Consider the following 23,613-nt stretch of genomic DNA (forward strand, 5'->3'; position numbering starts at 1 on the left):
ACTTAGGCTTAGTTTATACTTAACTAAAGTAGATTAACTGTAAGCGATATTTAGCCATAGCTAGGATTGAGCATTACTGCCTGATGGCTTTTAGAGGCTAATAACTTGTAGTCATTTTTCAATTGCTTATAATAGCTATTCTAGTTGTTACAGCATATTTATAACTTTTGAATTCGCCCTTATTAGCTGGTTTATAAAGTGATAACGTCACAATTTTTTTATAAAATTTAGCTAAGGCCGAAGTTTGAAAGTTATCGTAAAACGCACATTTTATATTTTATTATCCTTAACCGTTTTAGTCTTTGCGCTAATATTGCTCGCCTTACAGCCGTCGCCACATATAAAGGCGGTTCATCAAATTGATGCTAACTTCGCCACTGAGAACAAGAATACATTACAGCGTCTTGTACAAACCATTAAATCAGTGCAAACAGATGAGTCAAACAATCAGCCGGTAATATTAAGCGTTACTCAAAATGAAATTGATGGTCTCAGTGCGTTAGGTCACCGTGCTATTCCGCAGCTTATTTCAAACATTGTGTTGATAGAAGGCCAAGGATTTTTTCGGCTTTCCCTTGAGTTACCTTTACCTAAGCTCATTCGTTTTTTAAATATAGAACTTACCTTAAATGCTTCTCAAACAGGATTAGACCTCGACACAGCCTATATAGGAAGTATTCCAATACCTGGTAATTGGTTAATTGTGCTAGCTGAATTAGTCAGCGAAAACTATATAAAAAAGAGTTTGGTATTTCTTTAATCAACATTATTTCTAAGGTTGATATTTCGCCTTCAAGTCTGCATGTTAATATTGAAATACCCGACAGCCTGCATAACAACAATAAAACCGCTAAAGCATCTTTATTTGCATTACGTGACAAATTTGCATTATTTGGAAATGTTGACGATATTCGCTTTTATCACCAAGCATTACTCAACTTTATTGCAAGCAACGACAATAAAAAATCGCTAGCCCCTTATATTGCGCATGTATTTTCAGTTGCTAAAAAACGCAGTGCCCGCATAGGAGCACAAGCCGCGGTAGAAAATAAAGCCGCGTTAACGGCATTAGTGTTGTACTTTGGCACAGATGCTTTTGAATTGTTGATTGGTGAAATTTCGCATTATTCATCAGAACAAGCTTTACAACGAATGAAATTACAAAGGAGTGTTACCTTAAGAGATCGTGTTGACATTCAAAAGCACTTTATTTATTCCATTGCTTTACAGTTATTTGGTAATAGTAATGCCAGTGATGCTATTGGTGAACTAAAAGAATTTTTAGACTCGAATCAAGGCGGCAGTGGCTTTAGCTTTGCTGATTTAATGGCGGATCGCGCAGGAACAAAATTCGCCATGATATCAACCCAGTCAAATAACAGCGCTTTATTAGTACAGGCGAGTTTAGCGCAAGCCAATAGTGAGTCGGCTATCATCCCAGCATTAGCAAAATTACCTGAGGGGATAACACAACAAGCATTTAAAAAGCACTACCAAGATGTACAATCACAACATTATATTGCGATGTTGAGCCATATCGACGAGCAACTATTACAAATACCTTTATATCAAATTCAATAACTTACAATGATACCCTGCAGCTAATTATGCATAAAACTAACAGGCAATATTAATTAGCTAGTTGTTAATTTGCCTAAACAGCCATGAGTGTCATAGCTGTTCCTTTATTTTAGTTGCTTATCCTATTAGCTATTCCTATTAGCTATTCCTAATGTAAAGCTTAATGCCAGATCAAGTACCGCAATAGGTATGATAATTTGTATCGCCGTCAACGGGTGCATCTTGATAGTTTTTAGTCTCTGGGATTTCTGTATAAGGTTGTCGCAATACGGCCAAAAACTTATTTAGCGCCGTTAAATCACCAGTTTCTTGGCAAGCGTCTAATAAAGCTTCAACATGATGATTTCTTGGAATAACAACAGGATTAATGCTCACCATTAACTGGTGTGCAGCCGTTTTAAATGGCTCAATACGTGTATGCCAACGCGGTAACCATTCATTAAGCGCCTCAATAATGGGTTCTTCAATCTGTCTTTTGTTCAATGAATAAGTTAAAGCTGCGAAAGTTTGTGTGTAATCTAACTTTTGCTTTTGCATAATGGCCAGTAAGTCATTAATCAACTGAGCATCACCTTGCTCGGGCTCATCAATACCAATTTTAGCCGCCATCATAATCAAGTTGCCTTGCTGAAGGTCTTGATGAAATTGCGTTAATAAGGGCTCTATTTTCGCTACGGCTTCATCTTCATCGCTAGCTACTAAGGGTAATAAGGTTTCGGCTAGTCGCGTCATATTCCACTGCATAATGCCTATCTGTTTACCAAAAGCATAACGACTATTGCGATCAATTGAGCTAAACACAGTGTCTGCATCATAGCTATTCATCATGGCACAAGGGCCGTAATCTATGGTTTCACCTGAAATAGTCGTATTGTCTGTATTCATTACACCATGAATAAAACCGACCCTTGACCATGACAGCACTAATGGAACTTGCTTTGACAACACCGCAGAGAAAAATTTAAGTACTTGTTCGCTATCAAGCTCATTAGCCGTTGATTTCTCATCAAGATCTACCTTTGTTGGTGTTTTTTCTTCAAGACGCAATGCTGGAAAATGACGATTTATAGCATAATTTATCAATTTTGAAAGCGAGTCAGTGTCGCCACGTGCCGCGAAATATTGAAAAGTCCCCACTCTTATATGACTTGCCGCAACACGTGTAACCACAGCCCCCATGTAAGGTCGCTCGCGATATACACTTTCACCAGTAGTAACCACCGCTAAACAACGCGTAGTGGGCACACCAAGTGCGAACATAGCTTCACTCATAATATATTCGCGCAGGGCTGGACCAAGCGCACAACGACCATCACCTTGACGTGAAAAAGCACTGACGCCTGAGCCTTTAAGCTGAATATCCCAACGTTGCCCCTCAATATCTGCAATATCACCTAATAAATGTGCCCGACCATCGCCAAGCTGCGGATTAAAGTGACCAAATTGATGACCTGAATAAGCTTGAGCAACGGGTTTGCTTCCATCAATGAGTTTATTACCTGAGAAGTATTGCGCGATGAGTTCAGCGTCATTGTCTTGACTAAAAGGGATAGTTAACGTTTTAGCTAACGTTTCGTTCCACAATAATAATGAGGGTTGAGACACAGGTGCTGGCAATGTTGGCTCTGAAAATTTAGCGCCAAGTGCTTGATAATTATTAGACAGGTTTAGGGACATTTATTTCTCTTGGTAAAATTTTTATTCGATGCGTTTTATTCAATGCGTTTTTTTACAATGCGTTAATCACAATTAACTATGCTATTTAACTATACAATTAAACTATGCCACCCATAATAACTAGAAGCAATAATGACATGCCAATTAGGGCTTGATAGCTAGATTTACCCTCTTTATAAAAAATGGCTTACAGATATGCGTTTAAGGTTGTTGGGATCTGGGGATTGTTTGATACGAATTAACCTACCTAAATAAAGATAAGCTTCCGAGTTATTCCACTTTAATGAATAACGCTTCATACCTTCAACCTTTAGTCTGGCTTGCAAGTTCACTTGTTATGGCGAAACTGCTATATAGTGGAAAATGGTCAGAGTCTATACTGGGTAAACGCTTAAGCTCAATAAGCTGGAAATGTGCAGAGTGGAAAATGTGATCCAATGGCCAACGAGCTAATGTATGTTGTGCGTGGAACGTATTAAAAAAACCTCGGCCAACTCTTGGATCCAGTAACCCACTTTTATGGCGAAAGGCCCTAGTGGTCGGGGACCAGGCTACGTCATTTAAATCGCCAGTGACAATCGTTGGCTCTTGTCTGGGGCTAACCTGTTTAGCAACAAGCAACAATTCACGATCTCGGGGCGTTGCGACCTTACTTTCTGTAGGACTAGGAGGTTCAGGATGAAGAAAGTGACACTTAATTCTGATACTTTCATTCAAAATAAGGTCACAATGTATAGATGGAATATCTGCTTTAATTAAGTCTACTACGGTCAAGTTTTCTAACTTGTGTTTACTGTAAAGATGCATGCCATACAAATTATCAAGCGGTTTTGCAACTCTGTATGGATAATCGTCGTGCAGTGAACTAAGGGAGTTTTGCCACCATATGTCGGACTCCAGTGTCACTAAGACGTCCGGTTGATACTCGCTAACCAAAGCCAATAATTTATCTGATGATCGGTTCGTCATCAATACGTTGCTCGTGATAACCTTTAGCTTAGGTGCACTGACATTTGAGCTTACACCGCTTACTTGGACAGGTGCTAACCAAGTGAATGGAAATATCCAAAAAACCTGATAGATAAGGAGCACTGCATTTATTGCTACTAGGGCATAACCTAGTTCACTTGGCAGTAGATATAAACACGCAAGCATATTGAGGAGTACTAATGCACATATCTGAACCCTTGGAAATTCCCACACTCGGAATAACCAATGATTAGATGGTAAAAGAGGAGCAAAAGTAACCATGAATAAAGCGCTCGTTAATATGATCAAAATAATGTGCATTTTATGCTAACACCCGTTCAGGCGTTCCCTTTACAATAAAAAATTAAAGAAAAAAAGAGCAATAATGCTCTTTTTTGACGAACTAAATCATACAATTTATTTTAAGCACTGGAAACTTTAGTAGCATCGAATGTTTCAAATGTTTGCTTAATTAAATCTTTGATATCGTCATTTTCATAGTTAACACCTACGAGCACCGCACCTTTTTCTATTGCGTCTTCGTAATATTTTATTTCGTGTTCAGGAATAGTAAAACCAATTGCTCCTCCCACTAAACCACCTGCTGCTGCACCTGCACCACCAGCAGCTAAGGCCGCAACTAATGGTCCGCTAGCGAGTAAACCAACACCACCTGTAGCCACTGTTCCAACAGCTGTAAGGCCCGCTACAATAGCAGCTAATGCACCACCTGATGCGGCACCGATGGCAAAACCTTCAGGTAATTTGGAACTATCGGTTACAGCAAAGCTGTCTTTGGTTAAAGACTCATTTGCTACTAGCGAAATATCATTCGCATCAACACCTTTATGCTCTAATGAATGAATTGCAGCACTTGCATCTTGTTGATTTTCAAATAAACCTGTTATTACGTCGCTCATAATTAACTCCTTATTGTTTAAATATTTAATAAAAATAATTAATTTTCATTAATTTAATAAGCAAATTATTTGCCATTAACGAATTATAAAAATATAACTTAAAAACAACGACTTAAAATAAAAGCAAAAATCGATATGCAGTCACATTGTAATTTTTACAATATTTTTGAAGTTATTGCTTTACACAACCTAAGATAAACAGGAGAAATCCATCTAGTAAGTACCCGCTTGTGACCGTCGCTGCACATAGTCACCTCCATATAGGTTAAAGAGGCTGTTGTACAAAATTTTTTACAAAGTAATACTCATTAAATTACTATTTACTTATTATAAAAACGCCATAAGCTATCAAGCTTATGGCGTTGTACTTTTAGTCTTTATAATGAATACTAGCGTCTCAAATTAGAGTCTACCGCTTAAAAATAATATCAACACTACAAGTAATAACAATCCACCTAAACCGCCAATGGCCACATTCTTAACTACTGCGGCTGCCACTAACAGTATAATAACTAATCCTAATAAGCCTATTCTCATGATCTTTTCCTCATTTTAATTTTAATATAAGTTAATTCACTATTTTATCTTAGTTATCTATTGACTCGACCATACTGTAAAACCATGTAAGTCGCCGATACGATCATCAACTGTTCTTGATAATTTCGCCGCTAACATTCCCCCGGCTAATATTGCAATAATCGTACTTCGCAACATCCAAATAATCGTACTTCGCAACATCCAAATGATAGCACCAAGACCAATACCGTCATCTATTACGCTAAGATCTGCATCAACGGCGACATCGATCGCAGAGCCAAGAAGTACTAACAGCTAACTTGAGGCGAATAGTAAGCTAACACCTGCAAAGATTGCCCCCAAAACTGATAAGGCGGACAACCGGTTTACTATACCCAGTAGTGGTTGAAACACCTGTGCTTGTTCCAATAGTAGTATCATTAGTAAATTAGGTTAACATCACTGCTTGGGGCTATTTTGGTCTTAATTAAATATTTACGTCATGACTAATTAGCAAAATACGGACCAGTGCTTATGCTTTTGGATGCCAGCATACGCATCACTGTATGTCTGGCTATGAGAAGTTAGTTCACAATATCCAGGCATTCAATAACGCCAGTGTTAGATCTTTAGGATTCAGTAAGATTTACATTTTCGAACGAATATTTTACACAGAGTTAGCAAAGCGGATTTGTACAAGTATTTATGATTTATTTATTTCGAACTTGCAGATAAAAGTTATTAATTTCATCATTGAATTATTGAATTATTGAATTATTGAATTATTAAATTATTAATAACCTTAGCTCATTGACTGTAAGTTAGTTAATGTTATTTCGGATTAAGTAGAGTCTTCATTAGCTTTATCGAACTGCAACTCGCAAAGCCTTTGATAGAGTTTAGAGCTTTTTAACAGCGACTTATGATTTCCTGTATCAACAATTTTACCTTGATCCATAACAACAATTAAATCCGCATGAATTACCGTTGCTAGTCGGTGGGCTATTATTAATGTGGTTCTATTGGTCATTAATTCATCTAATGCGGCTTGTACGTGGTATTCACTTTGGGCATCTAAGGCACTGGTTGCCTCGTCAAGCAGTAATACAGCAGGGTCTTTTAATATCGCTCGTGCTATAGCAATGCGCTGTTTTTGTCCGCCGGATAAGCGCACTCCTTGTTCGCCTAAAAAGCTGTCATAACCTTGAGGTAATTGTTCAATAAACTCATGAGCATGCGCTTTTTTTGCGGCGCTAATAACCTCACCATCACTCGCTTCAGGCTTGCCATAGCGTATGTTGTGCCATACATCGGAGCTAAACAGTATCGGATGTTGCGGCACCATACCCATTGCTTGACGCAAATCAGTTAATTTTAGTTCGGTAATATCGGTATCATTAAAGCTAATGCTGCCTTTTTGCGGATCATAAAAACGTTGTAATAATTCAAATAACGTTGTTTTACCAGCCCCCGAAGGCCCGACTAAAGCGACAATTTTTCCGGTAGGAATGGCTAAATTGATATGACTAAGTGCTGCACTGTCTGGCCTAGACGGGTAACAAAAGTCGACACCTTTAAAACTGATCACCGCTTGAGCATTATTATTGAGCACTTTCGGAGAAACTAATTCTTTAATATCACTTTCAATTTCAAGTAATGCTAACAGTCGCGTTGCTGAGCCCGCTGCTCGTTGCAATTCACCATAGACTTCTGCCACCGTTGCCACCGACATAGCTACCATTACTGCGTAAAATACAAAGGCGCCTAATTCACCGCCACTCATTTCACCTTTTAACACATCCATGCCACCAACCCATAACATACCGCTAATCGCTCCAAAAGTGAGAAATATAACAATAGCAATTAAGGTTGAACGTTGTTTTACGCGCCTTTTGGCAACAGAAAACGCTTTTTCTACTTCGTCAGCAAAAGCGTGTTGCTCTTTTATTTCATGGGTATAACTTTGCACCACTTTAATATTTTGAATAATTTCACCGGCATAAGTACCGACATCGGCGATCGCCGCTTGTGAGCTTTCAGCTAATTTTCTGACTTTTCGGCCATAAATCATCATAGGTATTAAAATAACGGGCACAGAGAGAATAACAAAGAGGGTTAATTTAAAATTAGTCACCATTAACATCACTAATCCGCCAATGAGCATTAAAACACTGCGCAGTGCCATCGAGAATGAAGAACCAATAATTGACTGTAATAAAGCGGTATCGGTGGTTAAACGCGACATGAGTTCGCCGCTGCGATTTTCTTCGAAATAGCTTGGATGCAAAGTAACAATGCGGTTAAAAACAGCTTTGCGAATATCTGCGCTAACGCGTTCACCTAGCCAAGACATTAAATAAAAGCGACTAAAGGTACCTATAGCGAGCAAACTAATTAAACCTATTAAGACTAAAATAGCCGATTGTAATTGCTCAAGTGAACCGGCAATAAAGCCGCTATCGATAACAAACTTTACCCCTTGCCCTAAAGACAAGTTAACCGCCGCGGTAATTAGCAACGCTAATAATGCCAACGCTAACATCAGCTTGTATGGTTTTATAAAAGCAAAAATAGGCAGTAAACTGGTGAAAGCTTTGGGCTTATTTTTTGAGGAACTTTCATCTGAAATAGCTTGATTGATGGTCTTGTTATTGTTGCTCACGATGGGCTCTTAGGGTGTTAAGCTTTTACTAGAGATGGTTATAAAAAGTGATAATTCAAGTGAATACGCCACTTATTAATTGCACCTAAGCTTGAATAAATAGGTTCTAAAACGTGTTAGATATAATTCAAAGGCTACTTTAATCTTGGTTACGTCTGCTTATATCAGGTTATATCTGGTTATCAACAGCTGTTAAGGCAATAAAAAACCCTTAGTAGCATAATGCCAAAACTAAGGGTTTTAAAACTTGTACTCGTTACGCCAATATTCAGCGTTCAAGTCACAACACTATATTACTTAAGCATTTTTTATAGCCGCTGAAGTAATAGGTAAGTCTCTCACCCTAACCCCTGTGATTTGGAAAATAGCATTGGCAATAGCTGGCGCAATAGACACCACGCCAGGTTCGCCTAAGCCAACAGGAAACTCTTCACTTTCGACAAATTCAATGTCTAATTCAGGCACATCGTTCATGCGTAAGGGAGAGTAGGTATTTAGGTTGATGTTACTCACCTGACCATTTTCAATTGGACTTTGCTCGTGTAATGCTAAGCTTGTTCCCCATAACATCGAACCTTGTACTTGTGCTAAGGCACCGTCAGGATGAACAATAACGCCCGCATCAACAATCATAGTGAGCTTTTTAACCGTTATTTTTCCAGAACTCGGTTCTACATGAACCTGCGCCGCACAAGCCATCCATGCCGGCATGGTTCTTTCTTGTCCAGCACTTACGGCAACACCAATAGCTTCATTTTTTGCTAATTTAACGTTTTTGGTTTTTTGCTGCAATATTGTCAGTACATTTGCTAATCGCTTGGCACCGCCAACACTTTCAGGGGCTTTACCTGCTTGTTTACCTAAACCGTCGAGCATTGATAAACGAAAATCAATAGGATCCACTTTTACCTGATGAGCAATTTCATCAATAAATGATTCTAGCCCCCAAATAATCCAACCCTGCCCTACTGATCTCAACCAGCCCGGTAAAATGGTTTTTTGTGCTAATTTATTATTAATCGCTCGTACACGGTGATTTTCCATGCTGTACCAATGGTCTGTGCCACTGGTTGAAAATAGATCTACCCGAATTTTTTTATCTAGGCTCTCAGGCATAAAACCGGGTGCCATTGACAAAGTTGGCCAACCAGCCGCAAGAGCATGCTCCATGCCGGTAAATTTATTATTTTTATCAAATAGTGCTTTAAATGATACAACTGATGGGGATCTGGGTTGATCAAATCGAGAGTCATCTTCTCGGGTAAAGACCATTTTCACCGGTTTCCCAATCGCTTTAGCCGTTAATACCGCCGGTATCGCGTAATCACCGAATAAACGTCGACCGAAGCCACCACCCAAGTATTGCTGATGCATAACAACATTTTCGTCAGATACCTGTAGCGCTTTGGCTATCGCCGGTAACGTTAACGATTGCCATTGATTACCAGTATAAACATGCCAATGACCATCTTTTTCTTCAACCGTGGCATTTACCGGCTCTAATGCAAAATGCAAAGCCGTATGGGTTCGATAAACCGCATCAATGGTGTTTGCCGCTTTATCACTTGCTGCGACGAAATCACCCTCATCGACAAACAAGCCGCCTTCACTCTTGTCGGCAACTAAACGCGCGCCTTCTTTGAGAATATCGTCTTCACTAACCTTAGCTGTTTCACCTGCTTGATAGCTAACATCTAACGCATCAGCCGCTTTAATCGCGCCATAATAAGTGTCTGCATGAACGGCAACCCAACCTTGAATATTTTCGCTTGGGTCTTGTAGAATATGGTAGCCAAGATAACCTTTTATCTTCTGTGCCGCGCTATCCTCAACTTTCGTGACTTTACTGCCATAGCGAGTTGGTGGAATAATTGGGCGAGCATAAACCATGCCTTTCAATTCAATATCAATACCATAAACGGCTGAACCATTAGTTTTAGCGGGAATATCTAGTGCTGAGCTAGGTTTGCCTACTAATGTTCTTTTGCTGGCAGGCTTTAGCGGCAAAGCGTTGATTTCTTCTGGTGTAAAAGTACGGTTAAAGGTGCCTTTAGCCACAATGTCGCCAAAGCTAATAGAGCTTTCTTTACAAAATACAGCACCGTTCTCAACTCTACATTCTTCCACAGGGCAATTTAATATTTTGGCTGCTGCCTCAATTAAAGCAATACGGCCTGCAGCGCCGGCTTGAGATAGTGGTTTAAATGATTGAAATACAGACCAAGAGCCACCTGTGACCATATAACCCCATTTAGGGTCGGTATCTACATGAGTGATCGACACTGTAGACCAATCTGCGCCTAATTCATCTGCAACAACGCGTGCTAGTGCTGTGCCAACATGTTGGCCCATTTCTGCCTTAGCAATATTAATATTAATTTCTCCCTGAGGGTTTATTTCGAACCAAACCGTTGGGGAAAATAATTTATTTTTCAGTGTTTCTTGCGGGCTTTTACTTAAGCCGGATGCACTCACCAATGGCGCAAATGCCATTAACAGTGAACCGCTAACCGTACCAACTAAAAAGCGACGTCGAGATAAGCTGACATTATTTTTTGCATCTTTAATATTTTTCATTGTCATTCGCCTTTATGATTGTTGCGTTGAAGCGCGCGGGTCAAAAGTTTGCACTTCGGCTGACATAACGTCAGCTGCACTTTTAATGGCACTTTTGATGCGAACATAAGCCATGCAACGGCATAAGTTCCCGCTCATATGATCCACAATTTCTTGGTCACTCGGTGACGGGTTGTTTGCCAACAAAGTAGCGGCTTGCATAATTTGTCCCGACTGACAGTAGCCACATTGTGGCACTTGTTCTTCAATCCATGTTTTTTGTAATGGATGTTTGTTATCTAACCCTTCAATCGTGGTTATATTTTTATTTGCCGCGGCTAATAATGGAAAAGAACATGTTCGAACAGGTGCTCCGCCCATGTGCACAGTACAGGCACCACACATGCCAATACCACAACCAAATTTTGTGCCTTTAAAACCAAATTCATCACGGATAACCCATAACAATGGTGTGTTCACATCTGCAGCAGAGGAAACCTTGTTTCCATTTAACTTGAATTCAATCATAGTTTTCTCTCTCAAAACTGAGTTGTAACATTAACAACTCATATAATTATTAAGTACACCACTTAACGAAGTGGTTGATTTTTATTTGCAATGATTTAACAATCACAACTAATGGGTAACGCGATGCTTTAAGAAAAGCGAACGCCCGAAATAAGCTTGGTTAGAACGGCAAGAACAGCTTTGGCGATTCTTCTTTGGTGTTCAATTTCTAATACTCTATTTCCGACGTGTAGGATCACATAAGGCTATATATTAAAGTAAAGCTAACAATGGCTTTCTATCTACTTGTTTATAGACTAAATTTCCCGTATTTCTTTATTACTTTTGATTTGGCTCTTTTCACTTGGGACTTTAATTTAAACAAAGGATTAAGCAAAGGGTTAAGCAAAATCGTAAGTTCCGCCTGATTTCAAGGCTTTTTGATAAGCTTCCCGAGCTTGAAAGCGCTTAACAAACGCAACAATTGTCGGATAATTTTGGTCAGCAGGTTTTCTTGCCGCCCATGCCTCTAAAGGAAAGCTCATTTGAATATCAGCGCCTGAAAGCTCATTTCCGGCAAACCATTCATTATTTTTTAAATGGTTTTCAATTAAATCTAAGCTAGCTTTGATATTCGGCCCAACGTATCCAGCCATTATTTTTTTCATAATGCCTTTTGCTATAGGCTTAATCAGAAAAGGCATTGAACGTTGCACTGCTTTCTCTAAAATGAGTTTTAACAACAATTGTTGCATCAGTGTTCCTTCAGCAAAATGCAGCCAATATAAATACTGACGATGTGCTTGTGTTTTTGCCTCAGGGATAAAATGATCTTGGCCATAAGTTTGAGCAAGGTACTCAATAATGGCGCCAGATTCTGCAACCGTAATATCACCATCCGTTATCACGGGAGATTTACCTAAAGGATGGACTTTTTTAAGACTAGTAGGCGCTAAGTTAGTCTTGAGATTACGTTTATAATGTTTTATCTCATAAGGAACGCCAAGCTCTTCTAAAGCCCAAAGCACTCGTTGAGAGCGAGAGTTATTCAGATGATGTACAACAATCATAATTTTCTCCAATAAAGTAAAATATTTGGCTGAGCTATTGCCATTAAATTGCCAAAGCAGACCATTTTCTTCACAACACGCTTGCTAGAATTACAACTAAAAGTACAATAGTGCTACGTTTACATTATTTTAGTATCTTTATTGCATGGTGTCGCATAGCATTGAACCCTATAATTATACTATTGGACTATTTTAATGCTTTGGACTTCCAGTGTTGTGCTTGAACAAGACATCAAGCAACACCACCACAACTTGCATGAGTTGGTGGTCTGTTTACAAGGAAGTGTAAACATCTGCATTAATGATGAATTACATACGTTATCGGCTGGGCACTCTGTTTTTATCCCTGTTCAATACTCACATTCTATTTGTATCGATAAAAAAATCGAGACAAAATTGCTTTTTTCCTGCATTGATCCGCCCTCATTCGATACTTTGTCAAATCCTACCAACCGGCTATTTCTAAATTCGTTATCTCAAGGCGATTTTCTAATAAACAATAGTCTATTAGACACAGATAACAGCACACAGGAAATACTTAAAACTGCCCATGAAATTGCAGCTTCACCCGATTCCACCTCACCTTTATTTACCAGTTTAAAAGAGAACTTATACTTAAGGTTATTGCTAATTCATGTTAGTGGTGCAGGTTATGAGCAGAAAACAAATGCGCAGTCATCACAAAGAATGACAACAGCTCAGAACTGGATTCACGACAACTATGCCATGGACATCACGCTAGAAATGGTGGCAAAACAAGTCAATATTTCAAGAAGTCATTTTGCTCGTCAATTTCGTCAGCATACCGGGTTTAGTGTTATTGAATATCTCCTCAAAGTACGCTGCGATGCCGTTGCTAAACTACTTGCAAACTCAAACACCGATATAACAGAAGTGGCTTTTGCGACCGGCTTTAGTAATTTGAGTCATTTTTATCGACACTTTAAGCGCCGCTATGGCATTACACCCGGTGCTTTTAGACAAATGATTAAACATCAAGGCACTGCGCTGACAGCTGACTCGGTGTAAGTAACACAGCCAAAGTATTTATATACCAACCTATTTATATACCAACCTATTTAGTCTAAAAAATAGCAAAAAAAAAGCTCTTACCTAAGTAAGAGCTTATTAATATTGTTAAATACTAGCCGTTATTTAAAACTTGTAGCTTGCTTTAACGTACAAAAAGCGACCTTGGCTATTGTGAGTGCTATTCGCAAAGCCCATAAAATCATGATAAGCAAACGGTGGTTCTTCATTAAACAAGTTAGTGGCACCTATACTCAAGGTAGTATTTTCAATCCCGATATAATTCACTGTGGTATCAACCGTTGTCCATGAATCTATATCACTCATACCTTCAGTAGCAACTGAGTCATCTTGCTTAAATTCGCCAATATAGTTTATCGCCATACTTGCGTTCCAATCACCTTGTATCCAAGTTGTGTTGAACGTCCAACGAACTTCTGGTTGTTCAAAGTCACCTTCTTGGGTATCAATACGCATAGAACCATCAGCATTCGGACGCGCATCTTCATAAGATAAAACGTAATTAACTACATAAGTAAATTTGAATTCACCTATATCAGTTTCCAAGCCGTAATTAGCTTCGATATCTAAACCAGAAGTAGTGATATTTCCGATGTTTTCATATTGATCGAAGATACGAACAACTTCACCTGGGTCGCCAGCAATAGTTGATGGTAAACGTTCAACTACCGAAGGATCATTCCCTAACGTACTGAATTTAAACTGGGTATCTTTAGTAATTACATTTTCAATATCATAATCATAATAATCTATTGAAAAGTCCATGTTATCGGCGATTTCATAGATTAAGCCTAAGTTATAGCTAGTCGATTCTTCAGGACCCAAATCGTCATTGCCTGAAAGCACAGCAGTATACTCTTGTGGCTCACAGGCTTTGTTAATATTACCAACAGCATCACAACGTACTGTATCAACCAAGTTAGGTGACTCATCAGTATTACCTAAGCCAATTTGGTGTAATGACGGGGCTCTAAACGCCGTACCGTATGAACCACGTAAAGATAACGATTCAGTTGGTTGCCAAATAAAAGCAACTTTTGGATCCGTTGTAGTACCAAAATCACTGTAGTCTTCATGACGAACCGCAACCTGCACTTCTAATGTATCAAGTACTGGAATGGCCAATTCTGCAAAAATAGAGGTATTATCACGCGAACCATTTGCTTGGGTTGCTTCTGTACCAAAGACTTCGCCACGTAAGAATTGATCATCTGGATTATCGCTAATACTCTCTTCTCTGTATTCAACACCCACCGCTAAACCTAGGTCACCATGCTCCATTTCCATGACTGAACCGCTGATTTTACCATCAAAAGACTTACTGGTTGATTTACCAATACGTGTCGTGGTTGTTTCAATAAAGTCTAATGATTCTTGACTGTTGCTAGAGGGTTCGAACGGGTTCCATAAACCACTATCAATCGCTTCTTGCGTGCGACGTGAATTAGGGAAACCATTTACGCCACGCTCTGTCGATGTGCTCTTAATGTAGTTATAAGCGACTTCCCAGCTCCAATCGTTGATCTCACCTTGTAAGCCAATAATTGAGCGATAGTAGTCAGAGGTAACGCGCTTTTCACGATTGCCAATATCAAGCATACGTCGGCGCATGGTTAAGTCTTGCTGATAAAATTCATGCGTCGGCATCAATGCAAACGGGTGATTTACATTATCACCAGACATAAATAATTCATTAAAGCTTGGGCTACCGGCACCACGGATTGTCGTTTTAGAATGTTGACCGTTTAATTCCGCAAAACCACGTAAATGGTCATTAATTTCATATTTACCTAAATAAATAAAACTAGCGCGTTCGGTTGCCGGAACAGAAGTCATGACTGGAGCATAATCATAACGACAAAGGTTACCGACAATATCTTCCTCAGCACAAACATCATTACCAAAGGTGTCAGGCATACGATTAGTTGAGTCACTCGCTAAGGCTATAGTGCCGGGGAACCCTGATGAACTTCTAAAGTCAGTTGCAAATGGGTCATTCGGTCTTAATGCTTGTTGGTTAGCCGATTTCGAATAGTCGCGATCAGCATAAAGAATTTCTTCACGTTCAAAGTAATCTAATGCAAATGTATGGCTGCTTTTTTCTGTTGAGTTACCCCAAACAATGCTGATGTTTTTTTCTTCACCACCACCGTCAGCTGTATCTCCGAATTTTACGGCAACTTCAGCGCCTTCAACATCGTCACGTAAAACGATATTAATAACACCGGCAACAGCATCTGAACCATAAGTTGCTGACGCACCGTCTTTTAGAATATCAACGCGCTTGATAGCCGCTAAAGGAATATTGTTGATATCGACAAAGGCGGTATCAATATTATTCGCAAATGGTGAAACAGAAACGCGACGACCATTCACTAATATTAATGTTGAGTCTGCACCCAAACCACGTAATGAAACACTTGAACCACCATTACTGGTATTGTCACTACTGTTTCCTTGCGTTGAAAAAGTACCTTGTCCCGCCATAGGTAACTTAGTAAAAAGACCGATCAGATCAGTAACCCCGCTATTGGCGATATCTTCAGCACTTAGTGAGGTTAAAGGCGATGGACCTTCCATGTCTGTTCTCTTGATATGAGAACCGGTAACTTCAATTCTTTCTACGCTTTGTTTTTCTGCCGCTATGGCAAGATGACTTTGTGAAGCGAATAGTGCCGCGGTAATACTAAGGGCAAGCGTGTGTTTACGACTATTTAAGAGTTTCATGTTTTAACTTCCTTTTATGCTTTTATAGTTACTTGTTTTTACAGTTATTTGTTTTTATATGAACTTATGTTACTTAATCTCAATAAAATACGATTTAACTAAAATAAATCAAGTGATTTTATAACAAAAAAAATACAGATTTAACAGGTTAACCACTGATATCATCCACCTAAGATGTAAAGTTATGTTAACCAATTGAAATTTAACCACGAAAAATTACTGATTTTAGTTTAATAACCACCAGAAACAGTTCGAAATTATAAAGTTCTAAAAATGTTTACAAAAAAAAATCCGATGAAAACGTTTCATCGGATTTTGGTTTTATTGCCAATTTATAAGTTAAATTTTCTTAACTTCTTGGCATTACTGCTTTAACACAGTACTTTTTCTTTGGTTGGGTCTCTTCTACAAACCAACAGTTAAGTTGATATGTTATTAAAACTGGTTAGAGGTATTTTTCGCTCCACCGGCTTTAAGTGCGTTTTCACCAGCAAAGTATTCTTTGTGATCATCACCCATATCTGAACCTGACATGTTTTGATGTTTAACACAGGCAATACCTTGACGAATTTCTTTACGTTGAACACCTTCAACATAACCTAGCATAGCCGCATCACCAAAGTATTCTTTAGCAAGGTTATCGGTAGATAACGCGGCCGTATGGTATGTTGGCAATGTAATTAGGTGATGGAAAATACCGGCTTCACGTGCTGTATCTGATTGGAAGCTACGGATTTTGTCATCTGCGGCTGTCGCAAGTTCAGTAGTATCGTAATCAACATTCATTAAATCTGCACGAACATAGTTAGATACGTCTTCACCGGCTTCAACCATGTTGTCGTAGGCTTGTTGACGGAAGTTCAATGTCCAGTTAAATGATGGGCTGTTGTTGTAAACTAGCTTAGCATTTGGAATTTCTTTGCGTACTTCATTCATCATTGCAGTGATGTCAGCAACGTTTGGTGTTGCCGTTTCAATCCAAAGTAAGTCTGCACCCGCTTTAATAGCTTCAATGCTGTCAAATACACAACGCTCTTCACCCGTGCCTTGACGGAATTGGTATAAACCAGAAGGTAGGCGCTTAGGACGAACAAGCTTGCCGTTACGATTGAAACATACATCGCCTTCAGCCATGTCAGCTACGTCAATTTCTTCAACGTCTAAGAAAGAGTTATAAATATCGCCTTGATCGCCTGGCTCTTTAACAACCGCAATTTCTTTTGTAAGACCTGCACCTTCAGAGTCGGTTCGTGAAACGATAATACCGTTATCGATACCTAATTCTAAGAAAGCGTGACGTAATGCACGAATTTTAGAATGGAAATCAGCATGAGGAACCGTTACTTTACCGTCTTGATGTCCACATTGCTTTTCATCAGCAACTTGGTTCTCAATTTGCAAAGCACAAGCACCAGCTTCGATCATTTGCTTCGCCATTAGGTAAGTTGCTTCAGCATTACCGAAACCTGCATCGATGTCAGCAATAATTGGAACAACGTGAGTTACATGGTTATCAATTTTGTGCTGAATGGCAGCTTTATCGCTGTCAGACGCTGCGTCTAATTCACGGAAAAGACCGCCTAATTCGCGTGCATCTGCTTGGCGTAGGAAAGTGTAAAGTTCGGCAACTAAAGAAGCTACAGAAGTTTTCTCGTGCATAGATTGATCAGGAAGCGGACCAAACTCACTGCGCAGTGCAGCAACCATCCAACCTGAAAGATACAAGTAACGACGATCTGTTTGACCATCAAAATGCTTCTTAATAGAAATCATTTTTTGTTGGCCAATAAAACCGTGCCAGCAACCTAATGATTGAGTGTACTTAGAACTATCAGCGTCGAATGCAGCCATATCGCGACGCATAATATCTGCAGTATATTGCGCAATGTCTAAACCAGTTTTAAATCTATTCTGTGCTCGCATACGGGCTATAGACTCTGGATTAATGGCATCCCAAGAACTGCCAGCTTTTTCTTTAATTTCTTTAACTGCTTCTATTGCACTTTGATAATTAGACATATCACTTTCTCCAAAAGTTTTAACTGACAGTATTTATATGTTTGATGATGTAACTGCTTATGTAAGCTATCACACCGGACAACATAAATACTAAACCAACATTCATGAATAAACAAAATATATATTCAACATCCTTACCATTCACAAAGTGAATAATGGTGTAATAACTCTAAAGTATCATTGTAAATAATCCAATATATTCAAGCAGTAATAACTCATGTTATGAATTATTCATATAAATTACGCTAAAATTAATTTAATTTTTCCATCAAATTTACTTGATTATCCCCATTAGCCATGACATATATCTAAGTTATGTTTATGTTCTAGGTTATTAATTTTATGAATATCTCAAAAATAGATTTAAATCTGCTGATTTATCTTGATGTATTACTCAGAGAGAAGAATGTTACTCGCGCTGCTGGCCAGTTAAATATAACTCAACCAGCAATGAGTAATGGTTTAAAAAGACTGCGAACACTTTTTAACGACCCTATTTTAGTGAGGACTTCTGATGGTATGGTGCCTACTGAACGATCTCGAGCTCTAGCACCTGCGATTCGAAAAATTTTATTGGAGCTAGAAGAAGCACTCCAAGGTGAAGAAGAATTTAACGAACAAAATAGCCAACGAGTTTTTCGTCTGATGGCAAGTGACTACGCAGCCTCTACGTTATTACCCAAGTTATTAAAGCGCATCAACAAAATAGCGCCTAATGTTACCATTGACATAATGACCCCTAGTGATGTTAATTTTCATGATGTTGAGGCCGGTAAAATTGACATGGCTATCAATCGTTTTGATGAGTTGCCACAATCATTTCATCAAAAAACTATTTGGCGAGATTCCTTCTCATGCCTATTAAGTGCTGATAATCCCGTTGTTGAAAAATTTAACTTAAATACTTATCTGAGCGCTAAACATGTTTGGGTATCAAAAACTGGCTTTGGTGTCGGTGTTGGTATGGATCCTAAAGATGTGCAAAAATTAGGTTGGGTTGATGAAGCATTAGCGCGTTTAGGTAAACAACGTGATATTAAAGTCTTTACCCGAAATTATCACGTGGCAATGCAATTAGCACTTGAAGATGAACTAGTCGCCACCTTGCCTACGCGTGCGGCATTAATTCATAAAAACGATGCTAATTATACCGTGCTCAAACCGCCATTCGATATTCCAGATATTGAGCTTAAAATGATATGGAGCCCCCTGTTGCATCATGATGCTAGTCATATATGGTTTAGACAGTTGGTTATTGAAGCGGCCAAAGAAGGCTAACAAAGCAATAAGGACGTAGTGAGTGTGATCACATTTAAGAAAAAAACATTCAATGCTTTGTATAGCATATTTGCCATTTTTAGTTGTGTTGCGCTTGGTAAGTTGTGCGCTTATGCGGCCCCCATATTACCGGGTAGCTTATACGGGTTGATTATTTTTACCCTGACACTGCATTTTCGGATTTTTAACGCTGATCATATTAAAAGCAGTGTCGTTTGGTGCTTAAAACATATGGGCGTATGTTTTGTTCCTGCTGGCGTTGGTATTATGAACCACTTTGAATTAATCAAACAATTCGGCATCGCTATAGTCGCGATTACTTTTCTAACCACCTTCATATTACTGACTGTTGTAGGTTTACATTATCAGCGATTCGCTGACGACGACGAGTGACGCAAATGTTACCTGAACTATTAAGCACTCATATGCTGTCCTCGATTTTTACTATTATTGGCACCATTGCGCTATTTCAATTTACGGCCGTATTTCAACGTAAATTGAACGCAATTTGGTTACAGCCAATGCTAGTAAGTATTTTAGTCACTATTATTATTTTGCTTTGGCAAGACGTCAGCTTTGAACGTTATTTTTCAAGCTCTTGGTTTCTCAATGCCTTACTAGAGCCGGCGGTTGTCGCATTAGGTTTTCCACTTTATCAACACTTAGAAACTATTAAAAAGCAGTGGAAAAGCATCATATTCGTGCTATTCATTGGGGCATTCATTGCCATTGTCAGCAGTTTTGTTATCACTATGCTGTTGATAGGGGATTACACGATAGCCGTTGCACTTTCTTTAAAGTCGGTTACCACACCCATTGCCATTGCTATAGCGGGTCAGTTAGACGGCAATACAGCGATAACGGCTTTTGCCATTATTCTCGCAGGATTTTTTGGCGCTTTGGTTGGCCCTCCTTGGTTAAGGTATATTAAGGTGAAATCACCAAAAGCACAGGGATTGGCAATTGGCGCTGCGAGCCACGCTATTGGTACAGCAACCGTCAGTAACATAAGTTACGAGCATGCCGCTTATGGCTCACTGGCGTTGATTGCTTCTGCAGTAATCACAGCATTTATTAGTCCATTTATCATCAGTTTTTTAGCTATGCTTTTGTAGTATTTTTAAAAGCGATTTATATGGAAAAATTTGCGTTAACGCCTTTGTCATATATTATAACAACGATATGTCTGTATCATTTATCTCAATGAGCCAGCTTATCTGTATAAAATAGCACAGGCCTTGTTTATGATTCATTCTCAGTATGAATAGCAAAGATAACAACAAACAATAATATGAATATAGCGATGATAAAGTGAAATAAAAAAATACTTATCTATTAAAAAGCAAGCAGTTAAATTAATTCGAACGACTTGAATTACAAAAGTCATGGCTAAAATATACTTATTTTTTACTCGCAGCTATTGCATCAGCTAGACAATATTTCTACATTGCAGGTAATAGTTTTTCCTCAATGTCTTAAAGCATAAAAATTTATCCCTATTTGACTTATTAATTATCTGTGCACTATTTAATCAGTCAAATGGATGTTACTTCCAAACTTTCAAGAAAGGTGTCCCATGACAAAAAGAATTTCCATCTCAAATTTACAGGTAGCAGAAGAGTTATATAGCTTTGTTAACGAACAAGTTCTCCCTGGCACTGCAATCGCTTCAAATACGTTTTGGGATGGTTTTTCAAAGCTTATCGCTGATTTAAGCCCGAAGAATAAAGCCCTATTGTCCAAGCGCACTTCACTGCAACAACAAATAACGGCTTATCATCAAGCACACCCCGCTGATAATTTTGTTTTTGCTGACTATAAAAGCTTTTTAAAAGATATTGGCTATCTCGCTAAACCAGTAGCGGACTTTACTATATCGACAAAAAATGTTGATGCTGAATTAGCCACAATAGCCGGTCCGCAGCTTGTGGTGCCAGTAATGAACGCCCGCTTTGCCTTAAATGCGGTAAACGCTCGCTGGGGTAGTTTGTACGATGCATTATATGGCTCAGATGTTATTTCTAATGCTGATGGAGCAGAAAAAACAAAATCTTATAACCCAAAACGGGGTGATAAGGTTATTGCTTTTGCACGAGACTTTTTAGATCAAACTATACCGTTAATTGATGGTTCACACCATAATGCCCAGCGTTACCAAGTTGTAGACGGTGCACTCGTTATTGAACTGAATAACGGTAAAACCGCAAACTTGGCAGAGCCGGCATTATTTATTGGCTTCAATGGTGAAAAATCCGCGCCAAGTGAGCTCGTTTTTAAACAGCACGATTTACATTTTATTATTGAATTTGACCAAAACAGTACAATTGCAAAAAGCGACACCGCAGGTATAAGTGGTATCTCTATGGAGTCTGCACTAACTACCATCATGGATTGTGAAGACTCTGTGGCCGCAGTTGATGCAGAAGACAAAGTTATTGCTTATCAAAATTGGCTTGGTTTAAATCAAGGTACGTTATCTGAAACATTTGAAAAATCAGGTAAGCAACAAACACGCTTGATGCATGCCGATAAAAGTTATCAAAACCTTGAAGGTACGCAAGGTAAACTCAAAGCGCGTAGCTTGATGTTTGTCCGTAACGTTGGCCATTTAATGACAAATAATGCCATTATTGACCAACAAAATAATGAAATTCCTGAAGGCATCATGGATGCTGTAATCACCTCATTAATCTCAACTTATGACGTTAATAAGCAAAATACTTTACAAAACAGTGAAACAGGATCGGTTTATATTGTTAAACCCAAAATGCATGGTCCGGAAGAAGTTGCCTTTGCAAATGAATTATTTGACCGTGTTGAAGACCTTTTAACACTGCCTCGTAATACCCTAAAAATGGGTATTATGGATGAAGAGCGCCGAACAAGTATTAACTTAAAAGCCTGTATTTATGAGGCAAAAGAACGCGTAGTATTTATCAACACAGGATTCCTCGACAGAACCGGTGACGAAATACATACCTCAATGGCCGCGGGCGTTATGGCAAGAAAAGCTGATATCAAGTTAACAAAATGGATTTCAGCATATGAAGATAACAATGTTGATGTTGGCTTAGCCTGTGGCTTTAGTGGTAGAGCACAAATAGGTAAAGGCATGTGGCCGATACCTGATCAAATGGCTAATATGCTAGCAACAAAAATAAACCATGTTGAAGCGGGCGCAAATACCGCATGGGTACCGTCGCCAACTGCAGCTACTTTACATGCTTTGCACTACCATAAAGTTAATGTATTACAATTGCAGCAACAACTAAAAAACCGTGTACCTGCTAACGTAGACGATATTTTAACGATACCTTTAGCAGAAAATACTCAATGGTCTGCGCAAGAAATCTCTGATGAATTAGACAATAATTCACAAGGAATCTTAGGCTATGTGGTACGCTGGATAGATCAAGGAGTTGGTTGTTCAAAGGTGCCTGATATTAATAATGTTGGCTTAATGGAAGATCGCGCAACGTTACGAATTTCAAGTCAACATATGGCTAATTGGTTACAACATGACATTTGTACCGAAGCACAAGTGCTTGCAAGCTTGAAAAAAATGGCTGCCGTTGTGGATAAGCAAAACCAAAATGACGCGCAATACCAAGCAATGTCGAGTAACTTTGATAACAGTATCGCTTTTCAAACCGCAGTAGAACTAGTACTACAAGGCCATAACCAACCCAATGGTTATACTGAGCCTTTATTGCATAAAAATAGAATTATATTTAAAGCCCAAGCTAAATAAGTATATCGTTACAGGGATATAAATATTTAGGCCATTAAAGGTCTGTGCTTATAAGTCATTATACTTATGAACATAGGCCTATTTTTTTCCTGGATAAAATCAAAATCACTATGACATTTATTTACTAGTATAACGTCCAAATAGTAAGCATAGATCCCCTGCCACACCTCAGAATAATAGCCGTCAGTTTTGCTTAAATGATATTTTATAATTAGGTTATTGGTCTGAAAAAATATGCAGCTCGACTTATTATCCTCGCGTAAATGCAAGCCCTTATCTATATTAATTTGTAACATAATGGTATTATGTCGATATCAGGGAAAGATCTAG

At 38.8% G+C, this 23,613-nt stretch carries 18 protein-coding genes; 7 read left to right on the forward strand and 11 right to left on the reverse strand.

Features of this window, described 5'->3' with window-relative positions; genetic code table 11:
- The first annotated feature begins 244 nt into the window (after window positions 1-244).
- On the forward strand, window positions 245-760 hold the full coding sequence (locus A3Q33_RS04830; protein WP_081178966.1) for a hypothetical protein: 516 nt from the start codon (window positions 245-247) through the stop codon (window positions 758-760).
- A gap of 314 nt (window positions 761-1,074) precedes the next feature.
- Window positions 1,075-1,581 (forward strand): YfiM family lipoprotein, encoded by a 507-nt coding sequence (locus A3Q33_RS04835; protein ID WP_081178967.1) that lies wholly within the window; start codon window positions 1,075-1,077, stop codon window positions 1,579-1,581.
- A gap of 171 nt (window positions 1,582-1,752) precedes the next feature.
- Here A3Q33_RS04835 and A3Q33_RS04840 read toward each other — a convergent pair whose 3' ends face one another.
- The 9 genes from A3Q33_RS04840 to A3Q33_RS04870 all read right to left on the reverse strand — a co-directional run bounded on the left by A3Q33_RS04840 (window position 1,753) and on the right by A3Q33_RS04870 (window position 12,458).
- Window positions 1,753-3,258 carry a protein adenylyltransferase SelO gene (locus tag A3Q33_RS04840; RefSeq protein ID WP_081178968.1) on the reverse strand — a complete coding sequence of 502 codons (1,506 nt, stop codon included), beginning with the start codon at window positions 3,256-3,258 and terminating at the stop codon, window positions 1,753-1,755.
- Window positions 3,259-3,561: 303 nt separating this feature from the next.
- Window positions 3,562-4,227, reverse strand: coding sequence for an endonuclease/exonuclease/phosphatase family protein (locus A3Q33_RS04845; RefSeq protein WP_353615519.1), 666 nt, complete (start codon window positions 4,225-4,227; stop codon window positions 3,562-3,564).
- A 422-nt stretch (window positions 4,228-4,649) separates the two neighbouring features.
- Window positions 4,650-5,147 (reverse strand): hypothetical protein, encoded by a 498-nt coding sequence (locus A3Q33_RS04850; protein WP_081178970.1) that lies wholly within the window; start codon window positions 5,145-5,147, stop codon window positions 4,650-4,652.
- Window positions 5,148-5,549: 402 nt separating this feature from the next.
- Complete coding sequence (locus A3Q33_RS20930; protein WP_286160898.1) at window positions 5,550-5,684, reverse strand: hypothetical protein; 135 nt, start codon at window positions 5,682-5,684, stop codon at window positions 5,550-5,552.
- Window positions 5,685-5,741: 57 nt separating this feature from the next.
- The gene (locus tag A3Q33_RS20575; protein WP_155866702.1) at window positions 5,742-5,885 is read right to left on the reverse strand and encodes a hypothetical protein; all 144 of its coding nucleotides are present in this window, start codon (window positions 5,883-5,885) and stop codon (window positions 5,742-5,744) included.
- A 619-nt stretch (window positions 5,886-6,504) separates the two neighbouring features.
- Entirely contained in the window at window positions 6,505-8,292 is a 1,788-nt protein-coding gene (locus tag A3Q33_RS04855) for an ABC transporter transmembrane domain-containing protein (protein WP_231295842.1), read from the reverse strand.
- Window positions 8,293-8,622: 330 nt separating this feature from the next.
- Entirely contained in the window at window positions 8,623-10,908 is a 2,286-nt protein-coding gene (locus tag A3Q33_RS04860; protein WP_155866703.1) for a xanthine dehydrogenase family protein molybdopterin-binding subunit, read from the reverse strand.
- 6 nt (window positions 10,909-10,914) lie between these two features.
- Complete coding sequence (locus A3Q33_RS04865; protein WP_081178972.1) at window positions 10,915-11,409, reverse strand: (2Fe-2S)-binding protein; 495 nt, start codon at window positions 11,407-11,409, stop codon at window positions 10,915-10,917.
- 380 nt (window positions 11,410-11,789) lie between these two features.
- On the reverse strand, window positions 11,790-12,458 hold the full coding sequence (locus A3Q33_RS04870; protein ID WP_081178973.1) for a glutathione S-transferase family protein: 669 nt from the start codon (window positions 12,456-12,458) through the stop codon (window positions 11,790-11,792).
- 195 nt (window positions 12,459-12,653) lie between these two features.
- On the opposite strand from A3Q33_RS04870, the gene A3Q33_RS04875 reads away from it, so the two are divergent.
- The gene (locus A3Q33_RS04875) at window positions 12,654-13,487 is read left to right on the forward strand and encodes an AraC family transcriptional regulator (RefSeq protein ID WP_081178974.1); all 834 of its coding nucleotides are present in this window, start codon (window positions 12,654-12,656) and stop codon (window positions 13,485-13,487) included.
- A gap of 126 nt (window positions 13,488-13,613) precedes the next feature.
- On the opposite strand, the gene A3Q33_RS04880 is transcribed toward A3Q33_RS04875, so the two are convergent.
- Both A3Q33_RS04880 and A3Q33_RS04885 read right to left on the reverse strand, forming a co-directional pair.
- Window positions 13,614-16,235 carry a TonB-dependent receptor plug domain-containing protein gene (locus A3Q33_RS04880; protein WP_081178975.1) on the reverse strand — a complete coding sequence of 874 codons (2,622 nt, stop codon included), beginning with the start codon at window positions 16,233-16,235 and terminating at the stop codon, window positions 13,614-13,616.
- 435 nt (window positions 16,236-16,670) lie between these two features.
- A complete protein-coding gene (locus A3Q33_RS04885; RefSeq protein ID WP_081178976.1) occupies window positions 16,671-18,254 on the reverse strand; it encodes an isocitrate lyase in 1,584 nt (527 codons plus the stop codon).
- Window positions 18,255-18,596: 342 nt separating this feature from the next.
- On the opposite strand from A3Q33_RS04885, the gene A3Q33_RS04890 reads away from it, so the two are divergent.
- The 4 genes from A3Q33_RS04890 to A3Q33_RS04905 all read left to right on the forward strand — a co-directional run bounded on the left by A3Q33_RS04890 (window position 18,597) and on the right by A3Q33_RS04905 (window position 23,283).
- The gene (locus tag A3Q33_RS04890) at window positions 18,597-19,532 is read left to right on the forward strand and encodes a LysR family transcriptional regulator (protein WP_081178977.1); all 936 of its coding nucleotides are present in this window, start codon (window positions 18,597-18,599) and stop codon (window positions 19,530-19,532) included.
- 24 nt (window positions 19,533-19,556) lie between these two features.
- Window positions 19,557-19,925, forward strand: coding sequence for a CidA/LrgA family protein (locus tag A3Q33_RS04895; protein WP_231295778.1), 369 nt, complete (start codon window positions 19,557-19,559; stop codon window positions 19,923-19,925).
- Between the two features lie 5 nt (window positions 19,926-19,930).
- A complete protein-coding gene (locus tag A3Q33_RS04900; protein WP_081182307.1) occupies window positions 19,931-20,647 on the forward strand; it encodes an LrgB family protein in 717 nt (238 codons plus the stop codon).
- Between the two features lie 461 nt (window positions 20,648-21,108).
- Window positions 21,109-23,283 (forward strand): malate synthase G, encoded by a 2,175-nt coding sequence (locus tag A3Q33_RS04905; RefSeq protein WP_081178978.1) that lies wholly within the window; start codon window positions 21,109-21,111, stop codon window positions 23,281-23,283.
- Window positions 23,284-23,613 lie beyond the last annotated feature (330 nt).

Origin of the sequence: Colwellia sp. PAMC 21821, assembly GCF_002077175.1 — a bacterium.
Taxonomy (GTDB): Bacteria; Pseudomonadota; Gammaproteobacteria; order Enterobacterales; family Alteromonadaceae; genus Cognaticolwellia.

What these genes read in the sequence shown, in the direction of transcription:
- A3Q33_RS04840 (WP_081178968.1), bottom strand. Translation starts at nt 3,258, where the DNA reads ATGTCCCTAAACCTGTCTAATAATTATCAAGCACTTGGCGCTAAATTT.
- A3Q33_RS04845 (WP_353615519.1), bottom strand. Translation starts at nt 4,227, where the DNA reads ATGACGAACCGATCATCAGATAAATTATTGGCTTTGGTTAGCGAGTAT.
- A3Q33_RS04850 (WP_081178970.1), bottom strand. Translation starts at nt 5,147, where the DNA reads ATGAGCGACGTAATAACAGGTTTATTTGAAAATCAACAAGATGCAAGT.
- A3Q33_RS20930 (WP_286160898.1), bottom strand. Translation starts at nt 5,684, where the DNA reads ATGAGAATAGGCTTATTAGGATTAGTTATTATACTGTTAGTGGCAGCC.
- A3Q33_RS20575 (WP_155866702.1), bottom strand. Translation starts at nt 5,885, where the DNA reads ATGTTGCGAAGTACGATTATTTGGATGTTGCGAAGTACGATTATTGCA.
- A3Q33_RS04860 (WP_155866703.1), bottom strand. Translation starts at nt 10,908, where the DNA reads ATGACAATGAAAAATATTAAAGATGCAAAAAATAATGTCAGCTTATCT.
- A3Q33_RS04865 (WP_081178972.1), bottom strand. Translation starts at nt 11,409, where the DNA reads ATGATTGAATTCAAGTTAAATGGAAACAAGGTTTCCTCTGCTGCAGAT.
- A3Q33_RS04870 (WP_081178973.1), bottom strand. Translation starts at nt 12,458, where the DNA reads ATGATTGTTGTACATCATCTGAATAACTCTCGCTCTCAACGAGTGCTT.
- A3Q33_RS04875 (WP_081178974.1), top strand. Translation starts at nt 12,654, where the DNA reads ATGCTTTGGACTTCCAGTGTTGTGCTTGAACAAGACATCAAGCAACAC.
- A3Q33_RS04880 (WP_081178975.1), bottom strand. Translation starts at nt 16,235, where the DNA reads ATGAAACTCTTAAATAGTCGTAAACACACGCTTGCCCTTAGTATTACC.
- A3Q33_RS04885 (WP_081178976.1), bottom strand. Translation starts at nt 18,254, where the DNA reads ATGTCTAATTATCAAAGTGCAATAGAAGCAGTTAAAGAAATTAAAGAA.
- A3Q33_RS04890 (WP_081178977.1), top strand. Translation starts at nt 18,597, where the DNA reads ATGAATATCTCAAAAATAGATTTAAATCTGCTGATTTATCTTGATGTA.
- A3Q33_RS04900 (WP_081182307.1), top strand. Translation starts at nt 19,931, where the DNA reads ATGTTACCTGAACTATTAAGCACTCATATGCTGTCCTCGATTTTTACT.
- A3Q33_RS04905 (WP_081178978.1), top strand. Translation starts at nt 21,109, where the DNA reads ATGACAAAAAGAATTTCCATCTCAAATTTACAGGTAGCAGAAGAGTTA.